Source organism: Streptomyces sp. SGAir0957, from assembly GCF_043523415.1.
Genome location: NZ_CP027293.1, coordinates 439473 through 461865, shown reverse-complemented (window position 1 = coordinate 461865; position 22393 = coordinate 439473). Strand labels below are relative to the sequence as shown.

Here is a 22393-nt window from a genome sequence, read left to right as displayed (position 1 = left end):
GTCGCCGCGCGGTGAGGGGCGTTACTTGATGAACTCGGGCAGCACCCGCGGCGGCCACTGGCCGACGGACAGCATGCCCATGGAGTGGGCGCGGGCCACCAGGGCGGCACGGTTGGGTGCCTTGAGCTTCCGGAGCATGAGACCGACGTGGTACTCGACGCCCTGGCGGCTCAGGTAGAGCCGCGTCGCGAGCTGCACCGTGGAGGCGCCGCTGGCCACGCCTTCGAGGACCTGCGCGTCCAGCTTGCTGAGCAGCCGCTCCTTGGGGTGGAAGACGTACTCCTCGGTGTCCGCGCCGTCCGCGGCCTCGTCCGGCCGCACCTGTACGACGATGCCCGCCAGCACCCCCGCGGTGTTCTGGACGGCGATGCCGGTCAGTTCACCGGAGAAGACCCGGCCCTCGTCGCACAGACCGACCATGCGTGAGGCGAAACGATTGCAGCGCCCTTCCGAGAGCCGGCTGAAGTGGCGCCCGAGCACCGAAGGCGAGCTGGGGTGCAGAAGCTCGTAGAGATTCCGTCCGCAGACGTCGACCGAGGTGCGGCCGAACTGGACGGAGAAATCGGGTTCCGCTGCCACGATGTGCATATCGGTGTCGATGTGCGCCGTGTACAGACGGCGATTGGCCTGGGGATGTGGCCGGTTGTCGTGCTGTGTCCGCTGAGAAGCCGAGGGAGTGTGCGGAGCCGCCGCCCTGTCTCTGTTGTGCCAGGGGCCTGCTATTCGCGTGGTCACTGCGACGCACCGTCTTTCTGCATTCACCTGTGGGGGATCACTGCCTGTAGGCAGTTTTGATCGGAGGCGGTGCCGCTTGCCGGGGTCTTGCGCATTGGTCGATGGCCCGTCATGAGCACCTCTGATCAACTGCGGTTGAGCCTAGGAATCCTTGTGCAGACGGGTCAAGCAAACTTTTGCGTGGCTCCAAAACATTGTGGTTCGGTGGTTCGGTGGTGCGGTGGTGGAGGTGCGGTGGAGGCGGCACCGGCTGACGGGCGACCCGTCTGAGCGGGCATGTGTCACACAGAGTGAAGTGTTCGTCTCGTCTTCATACCGGGTTCGGGTCGCCCGTGTGCCGGGCCGCTGTGGGAGCCGGGCGCGTCCCATGAATACATGCCCGTTTCCGGGGCAGGTGGTGTCCGTCTGATGCCCGCTTCAGGATTGCCGTTCCTTGTCCAGCCTTTTGAGTGCCGCGTGCAGTTCGGGGCGACCGGAAATTCCGAGCTTTCGATACGAGTTCGTCAGATGTTTCTCCACCATGCGCGAAGAGGTGCCCAGTTGGCTTGATATCTCCGAGTTGCTGAGGCCGCCGGCGGCGAGACGGGCGACTTTGTGTTCCGACGGGGTCAGCCGGACACCGGGCGCTTCGGCCCTGCCCGGCTTCTCGGCCAGCTTGCCGCGTATGTGCTCGGCGAGGCGGGGGAGGTCGTGGTCCGTCGCCACCTCCAGTGCCCGTTTGAGAGTCGCCGATCTCCGGTTGCGTTGTGTTTCCTGGTGGGTCGCCAGTGCATACAGTGCCCGGCACAGGTCGTAACCGTTGTTGCCTTTCGTGAGCAGGGCGACGGCCTCGTCAAGCGCTTCGATGCCCGGCCGTCCGGCGGTGACCCGGCCCAGAACGATCAGGGAACGGCCCAGTCTGCTCTCGGACCCCCAGACGCGGTAACGGTCGACCTCCAGTTGAGCCGCGGCCATCGCCTCCTCGTGCTCGCCGAGACGGCGGTGCATGAGGGCGACGCACGAGGACCACGGCAGGACGACCGGGTTGAGCCAGCCGATCTGCTCGGTGCGCCGCCCGGCCGTCCGGTAGTGGTCGAGCGCGGTCCTGGGATCGTCGCGCCGGGCCGCCAGTGAGCCGCGCGCGACGTGCAGGATCGCCGCCAGGTGCTGGTTCTCGGCGTGCAGCCGGTGCTGGGTGAGGATCTGCTCCGCCAGCTCCGGCTGCCCGGTGTTCATCGCGACGATCGCGAGGACGGCCGCGCACACGGTGGGCAGCCCGCCGGTCTCCGGACCGGCGAGGGCGTCGGCCTGGATGATCTTGTCGCGGGCGTAGGCGCGGTGCCCGTCGGCGAGCGCGACCAGAGCCTGTTCGCAGCGGATGACGGCCTGTTCCACGTCGCTGCCGCGGCGTTGGGCGAGCCGGTTGGCCTCGCGGAGCCAGTGGGCGGCACCCTCGACCTGTCCGGCGCCGGCCAGGATGTTGACGACCAACGGCACGGTGGAGTGCACATGTTCCGGGGTGGGAGGCTCCCGTTCGAGGAGACGAGTGGATAACGTTGTCAGCTGCTGAGCGGGGGCGGCGTTGGCCACGAACGCGATGTGCATCAGGGAGCTGACGAGTTCCCGCTCGCCCGTGGTGGTCAGCGCAGGCGTCGGGCCGAGGTCGCGGAAGCGGCGCAGGGCCCGCTCGATGTGCCGGGGGTCCTGCGCGGACGCGACGTGCTCGCGCGCCTCCAGGCGCAGGGCCAGTTCGTGCTCCGCCCCGTCCTGGGCGCCCGAGCGGCGCAGTTCGTCGGCGACGGCGGCCCGGATGGTGTCGATGCGAAAGGTCGGCGGGTCCATCTGGAGCGGCCCGAGGCGCACGATCGCCTCGCCCCGTTCCCGCACCGACGCGAGCAGCGGCATGGCCTCCACGACGTGGCGCAGCGAAGCGGCGGTGGCGAAGCTGCGTTCGGCGGTCGCGAGGTCGACGAGGAGCCGGGCCCGGTCGTGCCCGGAGAGCGAGGAGTCGAGCAGGGCGCGCCGCAGGTAGCGTGCCGCGTCCCGGGGTGATCCGCGGCGCAGGGCGCTGTCGGCGGCGGTTCGCAGGATGCGCACCGCCTCCGGGCCGCGCAGGGAGATCGCGCCCATCAGCTGTTCGGCGGCGAGTTCGGCGGGGTGCCCGGTGCGGTGCAGGAGTTCGGCCGCGACGCCGCGCATGGCGGTGCGCTCCTCGACGGGCATGTTCTCCTCCAGGAGGTCCCGCAGGACTGTGCCGGAGGTGAGTCTGCAGGCGCGCGGGTCGGCGAGGCCGACGCGGCGCAGCACGTCGAGCGACTCGGTGAGCCCCGCGATGTCGAGTTCGGCGAGGCGGGCGACGGACCGGGTGTCCGCGGCCGAGCCGAGGACGGTCAGCGCGTAGGCGGTGCGGCGCACATGGTCGGGCTGTGAGCGCAGGAAGGTGTCGAGGCGCTGGCGTACGCGTTCGGGGCGCAGGGCCGCGGCGACGGCGGCGTCCGCCGCCGTGGGGCGCAGTCTCAGGTAGTGCGCCTCGTCCAGGACGGTGCGCAGCAGCAGGGGGTTGCCGCCGGTGCGGGTCGCCATGGTGTCCACGAACACCGCGTCCGTGGTGTCCCCGAGCGTCTTCTCGACGAGGAGGCGCACGCTGCTCCGGCCGAGTGCGGACAGTTCCAGAACCTGGTCGTGTTCCTCGGCGGCGGGTGTGTGGGGCTGTTCGGCGGTGTCCGCCGCCGTTGCGTCGTCCAGCGGGGCGAGGAGGTCGCGTACGTGCTGGCGGCTGCCGCGTACGTCGCCGGGGAGTTCGGAGAACACGAACAGGATCCGTCTTCGCGCGCGCTGTGCCAGTGGCAGTGCGAGCGCCTGGAGCGAGTCGATGTCCGCCCACTGGAGGTCGTCCACCATGAGGACGACGGTGCGGTCCTCGGCGACGGAGGCGAGGAGGGCGGCCAGCCATCGCGGGGCCTGTTGCCAGGTGAGCGCCGACCAGGGAGGGCGCCCCGCGACCGCGTCGTCGTGGGGGACCGGGGGCGAGGTGCCTTCGGGCAGTGCGTCGGCGGCTTGCCGCAGCAGCTCCGCGATCTGTTCGGGCGGGGTGACCGCGCGCAGTGAGTCCACCAACTGCCGTACGACGCCCAGCCGGAACTTCTCCTCGGCTGCCGACGCCTGGGCCCTGAGCAGGAGGATGCCCTGCTCGTGGGTGAGCGTGGACAGGCATTCCAGGAAGGCCGACCGGCCGACGCCCATCGGGCCCCGGACGACCAGGAGCGAACCCTGGCCGGTGGTGGCGCGGCGCAGTGCGGCGGTGGCCTGCGCCAAGGCCGACTCGCGTTCTAGCAACACGGTGCTGGTACTCCTCATGTGCGCCGGTGCCGGGCGGACCTCGGTCCGCCCGGGTTCGGCGTGCTCGGCTCGGCCGCGGACGCTACCGGTGGTCCGGGCCGGGGAAGCCGGCCGGGCCCGGGGGTGTGCAGACAGGCTCTAAGACCGGGTGCGGGCAAATCAGGGAGTAGCTCATGCCAGGTGAAGTCCCGAAGATGCACTCATTGTTGCTTGAAATCTTGAGTGTCAGCAGATCACAGCGAAGGGCGGCCCAGCAAGGGGAGATGGAAGGACAATATCCGAACGGCATTGTGCGCTTAATTGCAGAAAGCGCGTGCGCGCAGGGCGGGGCAGCCGCACGGCCCGGCGGAGCGGAAAAGGCCCGGTCGGCGCACGGGTCACCGGGTGCGGGCGGGCGCCGGAAGGCCCGGCAGGGGGCGGCCCGGCAAATGGTTCCGGGCCGGGTTCGGCCGCCGACGAGGGAGTGCGATATACGGGAAGACGTTCATTCGGCCGCCCATTGTCGGCAGGTTTCCTCAATCACTGTCAACGGTTTCGGTGGGCCCGGGGAAAACCGACAGCGAATCGACAGGTAGGGCCGCGGTCCTCAGCGCGGGGCCCGCCTACGGTCGGTCACTTCCGGCGGGTGCCGGCGCTGGCGTCCGTCGATTCCAGGGCGTCCCGCAGTTCGCGTCGCCCGGAGAGCCCCAACTTGCGGTACACCGAGGTCAGATGGACCTCCACGGTCCGCTGCGTGACGAACAGCGTCTCGGCGATCCACGCGTTGGACCTGCCGTCCGCCGCGAGCCGCGCCACCTGCGACTCGCTCTGTGTGAGCGCCGCCAGGCCGCGGGAGACCGGGCGCCGTGGCCGGGCACCGGTCGCGAGGAGAGCCCGGTGGGCGACCGTGTGCAGGGACTGGGCGCCGATCGTGTACGCCTCCTCCCAGCCCTTGCGCAGCACTTCGCGGGCGGCCTTCTTGTACCCGAGCCGCTGGAGCAGCTGCCCGCGCGCGACCCGTACCCGGGCGCGCATCAGCGCCGCCCCGGTGCCCGCGAGCACCTGCTCCGCCTCCTCCAGGAGCGGCGGCCTCTCGTCGTCGCCGACCGCCTGCGCCCACAGGCCGAGCCCCGCGCCCAGCGCGCACGGCAGATCCGCGGCCCGTGCCCGGCCGACCGCCTCCTCGGCCAGTGCGAGGGCCGCGCGGGAATCGCCGAGGGCGAGATGGGTGTGCCCGGCCCAGTACCACCAGAACGACAGGGACGGACTGACGCGCTGCCACTGGGCCTGCCGGTGGCCACATGCGTCGAGGTGTTCCAGGGCCCGTTTGGGGTCGTTCATCGTGAGGTGCAGGCGACCGCGGGCGCACAGCACCTCGTTCCAGTGCCAGGCGTCGTCCTCCACCGGGTCGGGAAGCTGCTTCTCCAGGGCGGCGGCCGCCTTGAGGTCGCCCCGGTCGAGCAGCGTGTGCAGGCGTACCGCCAGCGGCGTCGCCTGCTGCGACGTGGCGCGGGAGGGGGTCACGCCCTCCAGGGCCGTCGCGGTGGCCCGCAGCGCGTCGTCGAGTGCGCCGAGGCGCTGGTGCGCCTCGGCGCTGAGCGCGAGCAGACTCGGATACGTCGGGTCGAGCAGCGGGTCGATGGCGTCCAGCAAGCGCCGGTAGGCCCGCTCGGCCTCATGAGGGAGGTCGGCGTACAGGAGCACCGACGCCGCGGAGCCGAGGAAGGCCGCGTCGTCGGTGCTCGACGAGCCGCGGCCGGTGACGAGGCGGGCGGCGGCGATCGATTCGGCGACGCGGTCCAGGCGGGACACGGCGATGACGGCGCGGGCCGCGAGCAGGGCCCGCTCCTCGGGGGTGTCGCCGGGCAAGGAGAGGTCGAAGGTGACGGTCTCCAGAAGCTCGCTGTAGCCGGCGCGGTTGGTCGTGGCCGCTATCAGCAGTTGGGCCTCGAGCAGTTGCCGGGCGGCGAGGCCGGACGCGGGTGTCGCGGCGTCGGGGCGGTAGCGGTCGAGCAGGCCCACGGCGCGGGCCACCTGGCCCTGGCGGGTGAATGCCTCGGCGAGCGCCCCCAGCGCGGTCAGCCGCAGCTCCGGCGACGACGCCCGTTCGAGGCCCGCCGTCAGGTGGCGGACGCTGGCCCGCGGGTCGACCCGTATCTCGGCCACGCCGAGTTCGACGAGCAGGCTCGGCTCGCAGGTGTCCTCGCTGCCCTCCGGCACACAGGGCCGCAGCAGCTCCACAGCCCGTTCCGGTGAGACGCACAGCATCGCCTCGCGGGCCGCCTCCCGCAGCACCTCTCGGGCCCACGGCTCGCGTGCGGCCTCCGGGGCGCGGCACAGGTGTTCGGCGACGTCCGCGGGCCGCGCCCCGCTGTCGTGCAGGAGCCGCGCGGCCCGGCGATGGGTGGCCGCGCGTTCGTCCTGCGTCATGTCGCCGAGGACGACATTGCGCAGCAGGGCGTGGGAGAAGGACCAGGTTCCGTCGTCGTTCGAGGTGACGAGCCCGATCGAGATCAGCATCAGCACCGAGCGGGCGAAGGCGGTGCTGTCCAGGTGGGCCAGGCGGGCGCAGGTCTCCGAGGCGGCGCCGTCGCCGAGCACGGCCAGCGCCCGCGCGGCCTGGACGGTGGCCTCGGGCTGCCGCAGCAGCAGCCCCGCCGCCCGCAGCCGGAAGGCGGGGACGTCGTCCTCGCCCATGGACGTGAAGCGGGCCGCCGTGAGCGGGAGTTTCTCCTCGCGCAGCGCCAGGAGGAGCCGGGTCACCATCAGCGGGTTGCCGTTGGTGGCGGCCAGGCAGGACTCCTGGAACGCGGCGTCGGTCTCCGTCCCGAGGAGCCGGCTGGTCAGGCGGCCGATCCCGGCGCTGGTGAGCGGGCGTGGCCGCAGGATGTGGGCGAGGGGCAGGGCCGCGACCTCGTTCAGGGGCGGGACATGGGTGCCGCTGCGTCTGGCGACCGCGAGGAGCACGGGCAGCCCGGCCAGGCGGCGCGCGGTGTGGGCGAGGAACCGCAGTGACGCGGGGTCGGCGTCCTCGGCGTCGTCGACGGCGATCAGCAGCGGGCCGTCGGCGGCCGCGGATCTGACGACCTCGTGCAGTTCGGCCAGGACTCCGAAGGAGACCGTGGACGCGTCGACGTCGTGGCAGGGGAGCCCGTGCGGCCGGGACTCCGGGCCGCCGGGCGGGCCCTGCCGGGCAGCCTGGACGGAGCGGGCCCGGCCGTCCGCGTCCAGAGCGGTCAGCAGCGCGTGTGTGGTGCTCAACGGGAGCCGCGGCCCCGCCTGGCGGGCACAGGTGTGGGCGACGCGCAGGCCCAGGGTCCGGGCCCGGGCGAGCAGCGCGTGCAGCAGCGTCGTCTTGCCGATGCCGTCGGGGCCTTCGAGGAGCACCAGGGAGGGGCCGCCCGCCGCGGTGTTCCGGGCCAGCCCGTCGAGGAGGGCGAGTTCGTGCTCGCGCTCCACCAGATCCGGCTCCGCTTCGTCGGCTCGCCGGTTCTCCGGACTGCTCCGGTGCGCAGCGGTCATCACCCTGTCCTCCCTCCCGGAGCGCCCACGGCGGTCCGGGACATATGTGTGCGATCCGAGGGGAGGTTGCGTGAAGACCGCCGGCCGGACCTCGCGCTTCCCCCGGTCCTGGCTATCCTGGCCCATCGCGCGCTGGGGGAAGTGCTAGATCACTCTTTTCCCGAACCGCCGCCCTTCATCCCGCCTGATCTGGTCCGATTCGCTCGCGCCGGGGTCGCCGTCGCGGAGGTCCGGCCCGTATCCGCTCGATCCCGCTCTTATCGCCTGACCGTCGACCCGCTGTGCGCGTGCAGCCGCTCGCGCCAGGGCGGCGTGTCCACGAGGGCGGCATCCGCCTCGGGCAGGCACAGGTAGACGTCCCGGCCCCCGTTCTCCTGCGGCGTCGGAGCGATGTGCACCGTCGGGACGGGCAGGTCGGGGAACTCGTACCAGAACGGCCGGCCGGCGCCCAGGTCGATCCGGTACAGCGGGAACTGCGACCAGTTGTTGACGGAGATGGCGGTCGTCGCCACGTCGGGCGCCCGCACGGACATCACGTGGCGCGAGACGCCCTTGCCGCGGTAGGAGTTGAGGAAGGCGATCTCGTCGCGGATCTTGTCCTCGGTGTTGCTCTCCAGGCAGCGCCGCACGTCCCACGCGACCGCGCCCAGCGGCGCCTCACGCAGCCCGGCGGCCGTACGCGACGTCCAGCTGTTGCTGACGCAGTTGCCCCAGTACGAGGACGGCAGCGCGCCGCCGAGGCGGTGCTGTGCGCCGACGATCAGCCCGAGCCACTCGGTCGCGTCCGCGGGGCGGGCCCGCAAATCGGCCAGCACCTGCCAGACGTGGGCGGTCAGGGCGTCGTTCGTGGACACCCACGCGCCGGGCTCCGGGAGGGTGCGCTGCGACTCCGCTTTGAGCGCGGCCAGTTCCGTCGCGTCGAACCGGGTCGTCACGGTGGCGAGCTTGTTGCTGCCCGCCCGCAGCGTCGTCGTCAGGTGGCGCAGCCGGCCCACGCCGAGGAACGCGCGTTCCTGGCGCGTCGCCGGGTCCGCCGACGGCCGGCCCAGTGCGTCCAGCGCCTCGCGGGCGTGGGAGGGCGCGTCCCACATGAGGCCGAGGTGCTCGCGCGACCAGCTCTCCAGGAAGGCGACGGTGCTGCCGCCGTCCGCGAGGCTGTGGTTGATGAGCACCCCGAGGACGGAACCGCCGCCGCTCATCCGGGTCAGCCGGATCTTGAGCAGCGGGGTGTCCCGGCCGATGACGCCGAAGGCGCTCACCTCGCGCAGCATGTTCCCGATCACCGGGGCGGCGCGCAGGTCGTGGCCGTAGTCGCGCATCGGGTCGGGGCAGGACGCCTCGGTGAACCGGACGCCCGCGTCGTTGCAGACCACGCTCAGTCCGCCGTCCGCGTCCCGTTCGAGGCGCCCGGCGAGCAGCGGGTAGCGGCGCAGGGTCCGTGCCAGGGAGTCGCGCAGCGCCGCGCCGTCGAGGGTCTCGCGGTAGAAGAACGTCAGCGGCGTGTACCACGGACCGGTCAGCAGGTCGTAGCCGCTGAGGCGCACGCGGCGGCCGTCGCCCTCGCCGGAGCGGACGGTGTGCACCCGCTCCACGCGGCTGTCCACGACGGTGCGGAAGGCGGCGGCGCCCTTCTTCCGGTTGCCCGGGGCCGAGCCCTTCGCGCTGCTCTTTCTCGCCACGGCCGCCTCAGTCCCAGGCCAGGAGCAGCCGGTCGACGCCGTAGTGCACGGCGCGGTCGCGCAGCGGGACCTCCCCGGCCGGGGTCGCGAGCCGCAGCGTCGGGAAGCGGTCGAAGAGAGCGCGCAGCCCGATCCGCATGCTGGAGCGGGCCAGGTGCTGGCCCAGGCACTGGTGGGCGCCGAAGCCGAGGGCGAGGTGTTTGCGCGGGACGCGGGTCACGTCGAGCCGGTCGGGGTCGTCGAAGACCTCGGGGTCGCGGTTGGCGGCGGGCAGCGAGAGGACCACCGTCTGACCGGCCTTGATGGTCGTGCCGCCGATCTCGACGTCCTCGATCGCGCACCGGCTCGACCCCATCTGGGAGATGGTGAGGTAGCGCAGCAGCTCGTCCACGGCGCCGGCCTCCCACAGCTCGGGCCGCGCGCGCAGCTGGGCCAGCTGGTCCGGGTGCTCCAGGAGCGCGAAGGTGCTGAGGGCCAGCATGTTGGGCGTGGTGTCGAGCGAGCCGCCCAGCGTGAGGACGGCCAGGTTGACCAGTTCGTCCTCGGTCAGCTCGCCGGTCGAGGACAGCCGTCCGAAGAAGTCCTCGCCCTGGCGCTCCATCCGCTCCTTGACCATCGGACGGATCAGCCCGTCCATGGACTCCACGTGGTGGATGAACTCCTCCAGCGTGTACGTGAGCGTCATCAGCGCCGAGAAGTGCTCCTGGATGCCGTCCATCAGCTCGGGGGAGACGTCCATCAGCGAGCACACCGAGCGCAGGCTGACCTTTTCCGCGAAGTCGGTCACCAGGTCGGCGGGGGAGCCCTTGGCGGCCATCTCCTCCAGCGCCTCGTCGACGATCCGGGTCAGCTGCGGCTCGTACTGCTGGATGCGGCGCAGCGTGAAGTGACCGGCGAGGAGCCGCCGGTACTTGGTGTGCTCGGGGGCGTCCATCTTCGCGAACGAGCCGGGCGGCGAGGGCTGCGGCGCGTACTCGGTCATCGGGAACGGCGGCGCGACCACGTGCGCGAGGAGTTCGTTGCGGTGGCTGAAGCGGTCGTCGGCGAGGATCTGCCGGACCAGGTCGTGCCGGGTCACCAGCCAGCCGGAGGTGTCCTTCGGCGCCACCTGGAAGGTGACGGGGCTGACCGGTTCCTCGGCGCGGAGCCGGGCGTACGCGGCGGGCGGGTCGAACGGGCACTTCCCGCGTTCCGAGGGGATCACGGGCGGGTCGGGCCTGGTCTTCATGAACTCACTCCGTCGGCGAAGGGGGAGGGGGAGGGGCGGTCGGGGTCGGAGGGGCCGGGCTCAGGCGCGGTGGACGCGGAGCTCAAGCACGGTGGACGCGAAGCTCAGGCGCGGTGGACGCGGAGCGGCAGGTGCCGTGCGCCGAAGACGTTGGTGCCGTGCCAGCTGAGCCGCACCGTGGGGTCGACGCCGATGCGGTCGTACCGGTCGAGCAGGGCGTCGAGGGCGATCCGGCCCTCCAGCCGGGCCAGCGGTGCCCCGATGCAGTAGTGGATGCCGTGGCCGAACGCGGCCTGGCGGGAGTTGGAGCGGCCGGGAAGGAACGCGTCCGCGTCCTCGAAGACCCGCTCGTCGCGGTTGGCCGAGAGCAGCCACAGGTGGATCAGCGTATTGGGGGCGATCTCCACCCCGTCGAGGGTCGTCGCGGTCGTCGTGACCCGCTCGATCCGGGTGAAGGGCGGGCGAAGGCGCAGCGTCTCCTCGATCACCGCCGGGATCAGCGAGCGGTCCGCGCGCACCTTCGCGAGGAGTTCGGGGTCGCGGTCGAGGCACAGCAGCGCGTTGCCCACGAGCACCGAGGTGGTGATGTGCCCGGCGAGCAGCAGCAGCGTCGCGAAGCTCGCGATGTCCTCGTCGTCGAGGCGCTCGCCGTCGAGTTCGGCGCCGACCAGGGTGCTCAGGAGGTCGTCGAGCGGGTTCTCGCGCCGGGCCTCGATGAAGCCCTGGAGGTAGGCGGAGATGGTGACCGCCGTCTCCTCCATGCGGCGCACGCTCTCCGGGTCCTCCGGGTCGGTGGACAGGAGCTGGTCCGCCCAGCCCTGGAAGCGGTCGCGGTCCTCGGTCGGGACGCCCAGCATGCGGGCGATGACGGTGACCGGCAGCGGGTTGGCGAGCGTGTCCACCAGGTCGAAGGCGTCCCCGGCGGCGGAGTCCAGGAGCTGCCCGGTCAGTTCGGTGATCCACGGTTCGAGGCTGGCGATGAGGCCCGGGGTGAACGCCTTGCTCACCAGGCGGCGCATCTTGCCGTGCAGCGGCGGGTCCAGGAGCAGCAGGGTGCCGCGCGGGGCCTGCTTCTCGCCGCCGGAGAGCCTGCCGACCGTGTCGGAGGAGAACGTCGCGGTGTCGGCGAGGATCCGCTGCACGTCCGCGTGGCGGAAGACGTGCACATTGCCGCTCTCCTCGCGCCACACCGGGCGCTCCTCGCGCATCCGGGCCGCCCAGGCGAGCAGCGTGGTGCCGCCGTCCGGTTCCACGGCGGGCGGGCGTGCGAGGGCGGAGTCCGCCTCGGGTGCCGGGTCGAGCACGTCCGAGGTGCTTTGCTGCGCCACCCAGGTTCCCCTTTCACAGGTGTCGTACGACGGCTTCGGCCACGGAGGTCCCCGCAGTTACAGATCTACGGAGATTCGTCACAAGGGCCCTGCTCGTCCGATCGCCCGGTCACTCCAGCACGGCGCTCTCGCGGCGGGCCAGCGCGGGCCGCGCACTCTAGGGATTCACCGAGTCTTGGCCGCCGCGCCCTCCCGCGGGGCCTTCGCCACGGCGGCGTCGGGGCCGAATATCTGGAGGAAACCCCAGTCAGCGGCGGCGAGCGGCCGAAATTCGTTCCCGGCGCCGCAAGATGGGCTCGCTCCGGCATCCCGTCGAAGCGGCGAGCGCGCAGGAGGCCCGCATGGACATCGCGATCGACCACGACAAGTGCATCGGCGCCGGACAGTGCGCGCTGATCGCCCCCGAGGTCTTCGACCAGCGCGACGACGGCATGGCGCTGCTGCTGGTCGACCGGCCCGGCGCCGCGCAGGCCCCCGCCGTGCGGGAGGCCGCCGAGTCCTGCCCGCTGAGCGCCATCACCGTGGCGGAGCCCGGCGTGCCGGACGGCGGGAGCACCGCCCCCGGGCGCCCCCGCGGATCCGACTAGGAGAGGAACCCATGCGCGTTCTGTTCGCCGGCCTTCCGGAGAAGTCGCACGTCTATACGATGGTGCCGCTGGCCTGGGCCCTGACGGCGGCCGGGCACGAGGTGCTGATGGCCAACGCGCCGTCCCTGAACGAGGCCGTCACCGGCGCCGGCCTGGTGGCCGCCCCGGTCGGCAGCGATCACGACGTCCATCAGGACATGGCCCAGGCCCGGGACTCCCAGGACGCCGACGTCGCCAACTGGAGCCGCCTCGGCTACGGCGACGTCGACCACGCGAGCCTCGTGGAGCGCTACTCGATCAGCGTCCCGTACGGGTTCGCCCGCTACAACGACCCGATCGTCGACGACCTCGTCGCCCTCGCCCGCGACTGGAAGCCCGATCTGGTCGTCCGTGACCCCATCGCCTACGCGGGCGCCATAGCCGCCCGCGCCTGCGGTGCCGCACACGCCCGCCTGCTGTGGTGCGCCGACGTGTACGGCCAGGCCCGCAGCACCTTCGTCGAGCTGGCCGAGGACGTCCCCGAGGACCGGCGGGCCGACCCGCTCGCCGACTGGATCGACGAGCGCGGCCGTGCCTACGGCGTCTCCTGCGACGAAGAACTGCTCAACGGCCAGTTCACCCTCGACACACTCCCCGAGAGCCTGCGCCCGCCGAGCGACCTGCACCAGGTCTCCATGCGGTACGTGCCCTACAACGGCGCGGCCGTGCAGTGGGACTGGCTGCGCGAACAGCCCAAGCGGCCCCGCGTCTGCGTCACCCTGGGCCGCACCAACACGGAGGCCTACGGCGGCGACTACGTCGACGTCGCCGACGTGTTGCGCGCCCTGTCCCGGCTCGACGCCGACATCGTCGCCGCGCTCATGCCCGAACAGGCCGAGCAACTCGGCGACCTGCCGCCCAACGTCCTCGCCGTGAGCGGCGTGGCGCTGAGCAGCCTGCTGCCCACCTGCTCCGCAGTGGTCCACCACGGCGGCTGGGGCACCTTCTCCACCGCCCTGGTCAACGCCGTGCCGCAGCTCGCCCTCTCCACCCTCGTCGCCGACCAGGAACTGCGCGGCCGGAACTTGGAGGACAGCGGCGCGGGGCTCTTCCTGCACCACAGCGACGCCGACCCCGAGCGGGTCACCGATCTCACCCGGCGGCTCCTGGAGGACCCCTCCTTCGCCGCAGCCGCGGGCAGACTGCGCGACGAGTCCGCGGCCCTGCCCACCCCGCATGCCGTCGTCGGCGAACTGGAACGGCTCGTCGCGGCCCGCTGAACCACCGCTACCCATTCCCTAGGAAGGAGGACGGCGCCCGCTCGGCCCGCCCGGTGACGCGCCGCACCCAGATGAGTAAGACGCGCATCCTGGTGACCGGCGGGGCCGGCTTCATCGGCTCCCACTACGTCCGGACCCTGCTCGGACCCCTCGGGCCCGACGACGTGACGGTCACCGTCCTCGACGCCTTCACCTACGCCGCCAACCCGGCCAACCTCGACCCGGTGGCGGACAGCGACCGCTACCGGCTCGTCGTCGGCGACATCTGCGACAGCGACCTGGCCGACCGGCTGATGGCCGAGCACGACCAGGTCGTGCACTTCGCCGCCGAGTCCCACGTCGACCGCTCCCTGGCCAGTGCCACCGAGTTCGTCCGCTCCAACGTCCTGGGCACCCAGACCCTCCTGGACGCCGCGCTGCGCCAGGGCATCGACCGGTTCGTGCACGTCTCCACCGACGAGGTCTACGGCTCCATCCCCGAGGGCTCCTGCTCCGAGGAACAGCCCGTGAACCCCAACTCGCCCTACGCCGCGTCCAAGGCGTCCAGCGACCTGATCGCCCTGGCCTACCACCGCTCCCACGGCCTCGACGTCCGCGTCACCCGCTGCTCGAACAACTACGGGCCCTACCAGTTCCCCGAGAAGATCATCCCGCTGTTCGTCACCCGCCTCCTCGCGGGCGAGAAGGTGCCGCTCTACGGCGACGGTCTGAACGTCCGCGACTGGCTCCACGTCGACGACCACATCCGCGCCGTCGAACTCGTCCGCACCCGCGGCCGGGCCGGCGAGATCTACAACATCGGCGGCGGCACCGAACTCGACAACCGGGGCCTGACCGCCCTGCTCGTCGAGGCGTGCGGCGCCGGCATGGACAGCGTCGAGTACGTCACCGACCGCAAGGGTCACGACCGCCGCTACTCCGTCGACTGGCGCAAGGCCCACGTCGAGCTCGGCTACAAGCCGCAGAAGGACTTCGCCGAGGGCCTCGCCGAGACGGTCGCCTGGTACCGGGACAACGCCCACGTGTGGGGCCGGGCCACACAGCCCGCCGGGACGACGGGGACCGCACCGTGCTGACCTGGCGCACCCTCGGCCCGCTGCGGGTGTCGGCCGACGGCCGCGACGTCACGCCCACCGCGCCGAAGGTCCGCCAGGTCCTCGCCGTGCTGCTCGCCCGCCGCAACAGCGTCGTCCCGCTGACGGTGCTCACGGCCGAACTGTGGCCGGGGCAGCCCCCGCGCAGCGCCACCGCCACCGTGCAGACCTACGCGTACCAGCTGCGCAAGGCGCTGCACGGTGGTGTGGACCCGGGCCCCGGCGAGGGCGGCCCGCTCGCCACGCACCCGCACGGCTACGCGCTGCGGGTGCTGCCGGGGGAGTGCGACGCGGAGGAGTTCACGCTCTGCGCCGACCAGGCGCGGGCGGCGCTCGCCGACGGCGACCCGGCCGGCGCCGTCGCGCTCCTCGACCGGGCCCGGCTCCTGTGGGACGGGCCGCCGTTCGCGGACGTCGCGCACGGCCCGGCGCTGCACGGCCACGTCCAGCGTCTGGAGGAACTGCACCTGCACGCGGAGGAGTTGCGGATCACCGCGGGCTTCCACCTCGGCCGGCACCGTGAACTCGTCGCCGAGCTCAAGGAACTGGCCTGCGCGTATCCGCTGCACGAGTGGTTCCAGGGGACATTGATCATCGCTCTGGAGCGGTGCGGCAGGCGCAGCGAGGCGCTCGCGGTCTACCAGCGGCTGCGCGCGCTGCTCAGGGACGAACTGGGCCTTGACCCCTCCCCCGGTCTGCAACGGCTGCGCCAGCACGTGCTCACCGACGAGGTCAGCACGGCCGACCTCGATCTCCTGCCCGGCTGACGGCACCGACCGGACCCGCGGCCCGCCGCTCACGCACCGGCGGCGGGCCCGTCGTGGTGCTCGGCGGCGGCCCGCCACAGGTCCTCCACCATGTCGCGGGCGGTGCGCCGCGGTTCCCAGCCGAGGAGGGTGCGCGCGGCCGACACGTCCACGGCCATCCAGTCGGTGTCGGGCAGTGCCCGCGCGCCCGCGACCGGCCGCTCCACGAGCCGTGCGGGGCGGCCGCTGATCGAGATGAGCAGGTCCACCATGTCCCGCACCGGCTGCCAGGCGCCGCTCGCGATGTTCACCACGTGCCCGGCGGCGTCCTGGGCGCGCAGCGCCGCCACGACGGCCCGTGACACGTCCCGGGCGTCGACGAAGTCCCGGCTGCTGAGCAGCGGGGAGACCCGTACCTCCGGGGTCCTCCCCTGGGCCGCCTGGTCGAGGAGTTGCGCGGCCACCTGGCCGAGGAGGCTGCCGCGCGGGGTGCCGGCGCCGATGACGTTCGACAGGCGCAGCACCACCGCGTCGGCGGTGCCGCCTTCGACGGCGCGCAGGACCGCCCGGGTCCCCCGCAGTTTCGACCGCCCGTAGTCGTTGGCCGGCTCCTCCGGCGAGGTCTCGGTCAGCCACACCCCGTGGGGCTGCGGCGTGTACTCGTGCACGGACCCCAGCTGCACGAGGCGCGGCCGGTGCTCGGCCGTGGCGAGCGCGGAGAGCAGCCGGTCCACCAGGAGTTGGTTGCTGCGGCGCATCCCGTCGGCGGTCGGCGACCACACCTCGCCCGCGGCGTTCACGACGGCGACGGGGCCCGTCTCGTCGATGAGGTCGACCAGCGCCCGCGGCCCCGCGTCGACCAGGTCCATGGGGTGGAAGCGCCAGGACGCGGGCAGCTTGCGGGGGCGACGGGCCACGGCGAGTACCTCGTACCCGGCCTGTTCCAGGGCGGTGCCCACATGGCGGCCGACGAATCCGGTCGCCCCGAGAACCACCACCCGGCCGGACCTCCGGTCCGCAGTGCCGGGCCGCTGGGGCGCACCGACCTCCGCCATGTCCGATCTCTCCTCCCGGCCCTGCGCGGCGCGCGCCCGGCACACGTGTGCGTCCCGCACATACGCGGGTGTGACCCCTCCACTGAAGCAGCCGCCGTTCGAGGATCGCGCGAGGCCGCATCGAGTGGAGCGGGTCACCGACGGTCCTCGACCGGTCCTCGATGCGCACGACCTACGGTGGGGCCACCATGAAGGTTCGAGAGATGGCTGTGCCGGACGCGTACCACATCACCCCGCACCAGCTCCATGACGAGCGCGGCAGCTTCTACGAGTCGTTCCGGCAGGACAGGCTGGCCGAGGAGATCGGCCGCCCCGTGCCCGTGGCGCAGGTGAACTACTCGGTGTCGCGCCGCAGCACCCTGCGCGGACTGCACGGCACCCTGCTGCCGCCGGGACAGGCCAAGGTGGTGAACGTGGTGCGGGGCGCGGTCCTCGACATCGTCGTGGACCTGCGGGTCGGCTCCCCGACGTGGGGTGTGCACGAGGTGAACCGGCTGTCCGCCGACTCGGGGGAGACCCTGTTCGTCGCCGAGGGCCTGGTGCACGGCTTCCTCGCCCTCACCGACGACACCTGCGTGTCCTACCTGTGCTCCACCGCGTTCGTGCCGGGGACACAGGTCGACATCGATCCCTTCGACCCCGAACTCGCGCTGCCCTGGGGCCTGTCGGAGGCGCCGCTGATGTCGGCGAAGGACGCGTCGGCGGTCTCGGTCGCCGAGGCCCGGAAGACCGGACTGCTCGCCCGCTACGACGACTGCCTGGCGCACTACGAGGCGCTGCGCGAGAACGCCCGCTGACCCGCAACCGGCCGCCCGGCCCCGGCGGCCGGCCGACACCCACCGGAGAGCCGATGCCGTCCGGCACCCCTGCACCCGCCCGTCACTACGCCCTGTTGCTCTTCGCGGACTTCGGGCACGTCGCCCCCACCCTGGGGGTGGCCCGCGCCCTCATCGCCCGCGGCCACCGCGTCACCTACGTCGTCGACGAGCGCTTCAGGTCGCTCGTCGAGGACTGCGGCGCCCGCGCGGTCACCTACACCTCGGCCCGCGGTGACTTCTACCGCGCCGAGGACCCGAGCCCCGACCGGCTCGCCCGCGACGGCTACGACCTCCTCGTCGACACCGTTCGCACCGTCTTCCCGGCCGCCCGCGACGCCCTCGCCGCCGACCCGCCGGACGTGCTGCTCTACGACTTCGAGACGGTCGCCGCGGGCCGGGTCGCCGCCCGCGTCCTGGGCGCCGTACCGGTACAGGTCTGCCCGAGCCACGCCGCGAACGAGACGTTCTCGCTGCGGGCCCAGATGTGGGATCCCGGGCACCCGCTGATGGCCGAGGGCGCCAAGGTGCTCATCGACTTCATGGGCGAACACGGCATCGTCCTGGAGGAGATGGGCCGCTACGGCACCGAGTGGGACGAGCGCAACCTGGTCTTCCTGCCGCGCGCCTTCCAGATCGAGGGCGACAGCTTCGACGACCGGTTCGCCTTCGTGGGCCCCACCTTCACCGAGCCGGAGCCGGGCCTGTGGGCGCCGCCCACCGACGGACGCCGCGTCGCCCTGGTGTCGCTCGGCACGGAGTCGGCGGACCGCGGCGACTTCTTCCGGCTCTGCGCGCAGGCGTTCCCCGCCGAGGACTGGCAGGTCGTCATGACGCTCGGCCGGGACGCCGACCCGGCCCTTCTCGGGCCGCTGCCCGCGCACGTCGAGGCCCACCCCTGGCTGCCGCACCCCGCCGTCCTGCCGCACGCCGACGTGTTCGTCTGCCACGCGGGCATGGGCAGCCTGATGGAGTCCCTGGCCTACGGCACACCCGTCGTGGCACTGCCCCGCGCCCACGAACTCGCGCTCAGCGCACAGCGGTTGGAGGAGTGCGGGGTGGGGTGCACCCTGCCCAGGACCGGCCTGACCGCCCAGTCCCTCGCGGACACCGTCGCCGGCCTGCTCGCCGACCCCGCCGCACCGGCCGCCCTCGCCCGGATGCGGGACGCCGTGCGGGAGGCGGGCGGCGCCGCCCGCGCAGCCGACGTCCTGGAGGAGTGGACCGTACGGGCGCCCGCGCTCCCGGCGGCGAACTGAGCACCCGGACCGCGACCCACGAGGAAGGGGCCGGCACCTTGAGGTGCCGGCCCCTTCCTCTTCGCGTGGCGTCAGTGCGGCAGCGTCACGAACTCGCTGACCGTGTTGATGCTGTGGTCGATCATCTCGTCGGTCAGGCCCGGGTACACCCCGATCCAGAAGGTCCGCTCGGTGGTGATGTCGCTGTTGGTGAGCGGCCCGCTGACCCGGAACTCCCGGCCCTCGTAGGCGGGATGGCGGGTCAGGTTGCCCGCGAAGAAGCGGCGGGTGGCGACCTTGCTCGACTCCAGGTGGTCGATGAGCGCGCCCGGCGCGAACGGCGCGTCCGGCCGGACCGTGAGGGCGAACCCGAACCAGCTCGGGTCACTGCCCGGCGTCGCCTCCGGGAGCAGCAGGTGCGGCAGCCCGTCCAGGCCCTCCCGCAGCCGCGCCCAGTTGTGCCGCCGGGCCGCGCCGAACTCGTCGATGCGGGACAGCTGCTGCAGGCCGAGGGCCGCCGAGACGTCCGTCGACTTCAGGTTGTAGCCCACGTGGGAGAAGATGTACTTGTGGTCGTAGCCCTCGGGCAGGGACCCCATCTGGTGCTCGAACCGTTTGAAGCAGCGGTTGTCCTCGCCCGGCTCGCACCAGCAGTCGCGGCCCCAGTCCCGCATCGACTCCACGATCCGCGCCAGGATCAGGTTGTCGGTGAGGACACAGCCGCCCTCGCCCATCGTGATGTGGTGGGCGGGGTAGAAACTCTCCGTCGCCAGGTCGCCGAACGTGCCGGTCAGATGCCCCTCGTAGGTGCTGCCCAGGGCGTCGCAGTTGTCCTCGATGAGGAACAGGTCGCGGTCCTGCGCCAGTTGGGCGATCTCGCGCACCTGGAAGGGGTTGCCGAGGGCGTGCGCCATCATGATGGCCCGGGTGCGCGGGCCGATCGCCTGCTCCACCCGCTCCAGCGAGGCGTTGTAGGTGCCCAGCTCGATGTCGGTGAAGACCGGCGTCAGACCGTTCTGCAGGATCGGGTTGACCGTCGTGGGGAACCCGGCCGCGACGGTGATCACCTCGTCGCCCGGCTTCAGCCGGTCCTCGCCGAGCTGCGGGGAGGTGAGGCTGCTCAGCGCCAGCAGGTTCGCCGACGAACCGGAGTTGGTCAGGTGCGCCTTGCGCAGGCGGAAGTACTTGGCCAGCGAGCGCTCCAGCCGGCGTGAGCTGACACCGGCGGCGATCCGCATGTCGAGCGCGGCCTCCACCAGCGCCACCCGGTCGTCCTCGGTCAGGACGGCGCCCGAGGCGAGCACCGGGGTGATGCCCGGCACGAACCCCGACGAGACGGTGGAGCGGTGGTACTCGCGGACCAGGTCGAGGATCTCGGACTTGTCGTTCCCCACGGCTGATGGCCTCCTGTGTGTGCCGGTGGGGACGAGACGGACGGCCGGCTCGCAGTCGAAGCGGGTCCCCACGCCCGTATCGTTCGATCGGGAGAACCCCAGACCAGCACGGGCCCCCGCCCCCGGGCCAGGGACGCAGACCGAATCCAGGAATCCACCACACTTTGGCCGCCGGAAGACCGCCCGCGCCGGTTCTAGGGGATTCATGGCTCCGCTCACGGCAGTCTGCGGTGGCGGGCGGCCCTCACGGGTCCTTCGCCGACACCTGAAGAGCCGATTCCTGGAGACACGTATGAAGAACGGCCGTTCGTCGCGCCATTCCGGGCGCACCGTCGTCCTGCGCGGGGGAGGGCCGTCCGGCGAGCGGGTCAGGCTCGGCGTGCACGACCTGATGAACGGCACGTTCGCCACCCCGCGCACCTTCTTCTACCGGCGGACGCTGGACGACAGCGCCGTTGAGGAGTCCCTGCGCCGTACGCTCGCCCGGTACCCGCTGCTCACCGGACGCCTCGTACGCGACGCGGACGGCGGCCTCAGCGTGGTCTGCGACGACGCCGGCGCGGTCTTCGCGGTCGGCCACGCGGACCGGGCCATGCCGGACTACGGCCCCGACCGGCCCGCCCGGAAGGATCTGCGCCGCTACCTCCACGCCGTCAACGCCTTCCGCGTCGTCGGCCACGACACCCCGTTGCTGTCGGTCAAGGTCACGCACATGCGCGGCGGCGGCTCCGTCCTCGGCGTGTCCATCAACCACGCCGTGGTCGACGGGGGCGGCTACCTGGACTTCCTGCTCCACTGGTCGCGCACGCACGCGGGCGAGGACCACCCGGCGGCGCCGTACGACCGGACCCTGCTCGACGGCCTCGCCGACGGCGTGGCCCCGGCGGCGGACGATCCGCAGTACAGCGTGGTCACGGGAGGCCAGAAGCTCGGGTTCTTCTGGAAGGTCAACGCCGGTGCGCGGCGCATGCGCACGATCACCGTCCGCTTCACCGCCGACGAGGTCCTCGCCCTGCGGGAGACGGCGCGCGCGGGACAGGGGACCGACCAGCCCGCCGCCTCCAGCGGCGACGCGCTCGGCGCGCACCTGTGGCGGGTGCTCGGCGCGCTGCGCGACCGCGCACCCGGCGCGGAGGAGCGCCTGGGCATCGTGGTCGGCCTGCGCGCCGCGCTCAAGGACCGCCTCCCGGACGGCTACTGGGGCAACGCGGTCTCCAACACCACGGCCGTGCTCCCCGCCGGGGAGCTGCGGGGGGAGCCCCTCGCGCACACCGTCGCGGCGCTGCGCACGGCCCTGGACCGCGTCACTCCCGACCGGGTGCGTCAGGAGACCGCCTACCTGGAGGCGCAGCGCTCGGCCGGCCACTCGGGGCGCGTGTTCAGCCGGATGTCCCTCGACGCCTTCGAGGGCACGGTCGCCCTGAACAACTCCAGCCGGCTCCCCGTCTACGCCATCGAGTTCGGTGCCGGGCGGCCGTTCTGGTTCGAGTACCCGGCGAGCCCCATTCCGTGGACGGTGCTCCTCACCCCGACGCCGGACGACGACCACAGCCGCGACGTCCATCTGAGCGTGCCCCGCGATGCCGCCGACGCCCTGCGCGCACCGGAGTGGACGGCGCGGCTGCACGCCCCGGCGGAGCGGCTGCGCGGGTTCTGAGCGGGCCCCGCCGGCCCGGCCGGTCGGGGTTCAGACCCTGGTGGCGGCCAGGCACTCCAGTGAGGGGATCACGGCGCGCAGGTCGTCGCCCCGGACCGGGACGGCCGTACGGGCGTTCGTCTCGGTCCGGGCGTTGAAGGCGATGCCCAGGCCGACGGAGTCGAGGAGCGGGCCGTCGGCCCGGCAGGCGCCCACGGCCGCGCATTCCTGCGGCGTGAAGCCGAGTTCGTCCGCGCGCCGCAGGGCGAACTCCCGCTCGGAAGGGGGCACGGGCGCGCCTTCGGCGGTGCCCGTGAAGCGGCCGCGCACCGCGTCGAGCGGCTGGCCGAAGTAGGAGTGGAAGCCGAAGCGCTCGGCGAGGTGGGCGCCGATCGGTGACCAGGTGAGGCTGGAGATGACCGGTACGAGACCGTTGCTCCAGCACCAGCGGGTCGTCTCCTCGACGCCGGGGAGCACGGGCACGTCGGCCAGCCGGGTGTGCAGGGCCCCCTCGGTGATCCCCGCCCAGCGTGCCGGGGAGGTGTCCCGTGTTTCGTGCACGCTCGTGGGCCCGCTCAGCCCGAGGCGTTCCTCGACCAGGCGGGTCAGGCTGTCTCCTCGGACCACGACGCAGTCCACGGAGAAGAACACGGCAGCGATGTGAGCAAACATGAGAGTTGTTCGAGTATGCCACCGGTACGAGCACTCGCACCAGGAATTTCGGCGAACGTACCGCCGCGGACACATGTGATCGTTACCGCCACGGGCACCGGCAATCGT

16 protein-coding genes are annotated in these 22393 nt (G+C 72.5%); 7 read left to right on the top strand and 9 right to left on the bottom strand.

Annotation, left to right across the window (positions count from 1 at the left end; translation table 11 throughout):
* Positions 1–21: 21 nt before the first annotated feature.
* From C1N81_RS07500 to C1N81_RS07475, 6 genes are all read right to left on the bottom strand, one after another.
* Complete coding sequence (locus tag C1N81_RS07500; RefSeq protein WP_394427915.1) at positions 22–588, bottom strand: LuxR C-terminal-related transcriptional regulator; 567 nt, start codon at positions 586–588, stop codon at positions 22–24.
* A 564-nt stretch (positions 589–1152) separates the two neighbouring features.
* Positions 1153–4053, bottom strand: coding sequence for a helix-turn-helix transcriptional regulator (locus C1N81_RS07495; protein WP_394427914.1), 2901 nt, complete (start codon positions 4051–4053; stop codon positions 1153–1155).
* Positions 4054–4665: 612 nt separating this feature from the next.
* A complete protein-coding gene (locus C1N81_RS07490) occupies positions 4666–7554 on the bottom strand; it encodes an ATP-binding protein (protein WP_394427913.1) in 2889 nt (962 codons plus the stop codon).
* A 257-nt stretch (positions 7555–7811) separates the two neighbouring features.
* Positions 7812–9233: an acyltransferase gene (locus C1N81_RS07485; protein ID WP_394427912.1), complete on the bottom strand. Its 1422-nt coding sequence runs from the start codon at positions 9231–9233 to the stop codon at positions 7812–7814.
* 7 nt (positions 9234–9240) lie between these two features.
* The gene (locus C1N81_RS07480; protein WP_394427911.1) at positions 9241–10461 is read right to left on the bottom strand and encodes a cytochrome P450; all 1221 of its coding nucleotides are present in this window, start codon (positions 10459–10461) and stop codon (positions 9241–9243) included.
* Positions 10462–10565: 104 nt separating this feature from the next.
* A complete protein-coding gene (locus C1N81_RS07475; protein ID WP_394427910.1) occupies positions 10566–11789 on the bottom strand; it encodes a cytochrome P450 in 1224 nt (407 codons plus the stop codon).
* A 341-nt stretch (positions 11790–12130) separates the two neighbouring features.
* Between C1N81_RS07475 and C1N81_RS07470 the strand changes: the two genes are divergently transcribed.
* The 4 genes from C1N81_RS07470 (at position 12131) to C1N81_RS07455 (ending at position 15496) form a co-directional block, all read left to right on the top strand.
* Entirely contained in the window at positions 12131–12376 is a 246-nt protein-coding gene (locus tag C1N81_RS07470; protein ID WP_394427909.1) for a ferredoxin, read from the top strand.
* Between the two features lie 11 nt (positions 12377–12387).
* Complete coding sequence (locus C1N81_RS07465; RefSeq protein WP_394427908.1) at positions 12388–13635, top strand: activator-dependent family glycosyltransferase; 1248 nt, start codon at positions 12388–12390, stop codon at positions 13633–13635.
* A 71-nt stretch (positions 13636–13706) separates the two neighbouring features.
* Complete coding sequence (gene rfbB, locus C1N81_RS07460) at positions 13707–14711, top strand: dTDP-glucose 4,6-dehydratase (RefSeq protein WP_394427907.1); 1005 nt, start codon at positions 13707–13709, stop codon at positions 14709–14711.
* Entirely contained in the window at positions 14705–15496 is a 792-nt protein-coding gene (locus C1N81_RS07455; RefSeq protein ID WP_394427906.1) for an AfsR/SARP family transcriptional regulator, read from the top strand. Before rfbB ends, C1N81_RS07455 begins: the two co-directional genes overlap by 7 nt.
* Positions 15497–15525: 29 nt before the next feature.
* Here C1N81_RS07455 and C1N81_RS07450 read toward each other — a convergent pair whose 3' ends face one another.
* Positions 15526–16530, bottom strand: a complete 1005-nt coding sequence (locus C1N81_RS07450; RefSeq protein ID WP_394427905.1) for an NAD-dependent epimerase/dehydratase family protein — start codon at positions 16528–16530, stop codon at positions 15526–15528.
* A gap of 203 nt (positions 16531–16733) precedes the next feature.
* Here C1N81_RS07450 and C1N81_RS07445 point away from each other — a divergent pair, with 203 nt between their 5' ends.
* Positions 16734–17327, top strand: a complete 594-nt coding sequence (locus C1N81_RS07445) for a dTDP-4-dehydrorhamnose 3,5-epimerase family protein (protein ID WP_394427904.1) — start codon at positions 16734–16736, stop codon at positions 17325–17327.
* 53 nt (positions 17328–17380) lie between these two features.
* Positions 17381–18604 (top strand): macrolide family glycosyltransferase, encoded by a 1224-nt coding sequence (locus tag C1N81_RS07440; RefSeq protein WP_394427903.1) that lies wholly within the window; start codon positions 17381–17383, stop codon positions 18602–18604.
* Between the two features lie 71 nt (positions 18605–18675).
* On the opposite strand, the gene rfbH is transcribed toward C1N81_RS07440, so the two are convergent.
* A complete protein-coding gene (gene rfbH, locus C1N81_RS07435) occupies positions 18676–19977 on the bottom strand; it encodes a lipopolysaccharide biosynthesis protein RfbH (protein WP_394427902.1) in 1302 nt (433 codons plus the stop codon).
* A 292-nt stretch (positions 19978–20269) separates the two neighbouring features.
* Here rfbH and C1N81_RS07430 point away from each other — a divergent pair, with 292 nt between their 5' ends.
* On the top strand, positions 20270–21634 hold the full coding sequence (locus C1N81_RS07430) for an acyltransferase (RefSeq protein ID WP_394427901.1): 1365 nt from the start codon (positions 20270–20272) through the stop codon (positions 21632–21634).
* Between the two features lie 30 nt (positions 21635–21664).
* Here the strand turns inward: C1N81_RS07430 and C1N81_RS07425 are convergent, their stop codons facing one another.
* Positions 21665–22285: an HAD family hydrolase gene (locus tag C1N81_RS07425; protein ID WP_394427900.1), complete on the bottom strand. Its 621-nt coding sequence runs from the start codon at positions 22283–22285 to the stop codon at positions 21665–21667.
* Positions 22286–22393 lie beyond the last annotated feature (108 nt).

What these genes read in the sequence shown, in the direction of transcription:
- C1N81_RS07450 (WP_394427905.1), bottom strand. Translation starts at nt 16,530, where the DNA reads ATGGCGGAGGTCGGTGCGCCCCAGCGGCCCGGCACTGCGGACCGGAGG.
- C1N81_RS07425 (WP_394427900.1), bottom strand. Translation starts at nt 22,285, where the DNA reads ATGTTTGCTCACATCGCTGCCGTGTTCTTCTCCGTGGACTGCGTCGTG.
- C1N81_RS07440 (WP_394427903.1), top strand. Translation starts at nt 17,381, where the DNA reads ATGCCGTCCGGCACCCCTGCACCCGCCCGTCACTACGCCCTGTTGCTC.
- C1N81_RS07430 (WP_394427901.1), top strand. Translation starts at nt 20,270, where the DNA reads ATGAAGAACGGCCGTTCGTCGCGCCATTCCGGGCGCACCGTCGTCCTG.
- C1N81_RS07465 (WP_394427908.1), top strand. Translation starts at nt 12,388, where the DNA reads ATGCGCGTTCTGTTCGCCGGCCTTCCGGAGAAGTCGCACGTCTATACG.
- C1N81_RS07445 (WP_394427904.1), top strand. Translation starts at nt 16,734, where the DNA reads ATGGCTGTGCCGGACGCGTACCACATCACCCCGCACCAGCTCCATGAC.
- C1N81_RS07480 (WP_394427911.1), bottom strand. Translation starts at nt 10,461, where the DNA reads ATGAAGACCAGGCCCGACCCGCCCGTGATCCCCTCGGAACGCGGGAAG.
- rfbB (WP_394427907.1), top strand. Translation starts at nt 13,707, where the DNA reads ATGAGTAAGACGCGCATCCTGGTGACCGGCGGGGCCGGCTTCATCGGC.
- C1N81_RS07490 (WP_394427913.1), bottom strand. Translation starts at nt 7,554, where the DNA reads ATGACCGCTGCGCACCGGAGCAGTCCGGAGAACCGGCGAGCCGACGAA.
- C1N81_RS07500 (WP_394427915.1), bottom strand. Translation starts at nt 588, where the DNA reads ATGCACATCGTGGCAGCGGAACCCGATTTCTCCGTCCAGTTCGGCCGC.
- C1N81_RS07470 (WP_394427909.1), top strand. Translation starts at nt 12,131, where the DNA reads ATGGACATCGCGATCGACCACGACAAGTGCATCGGCGCCGGACAGTGC.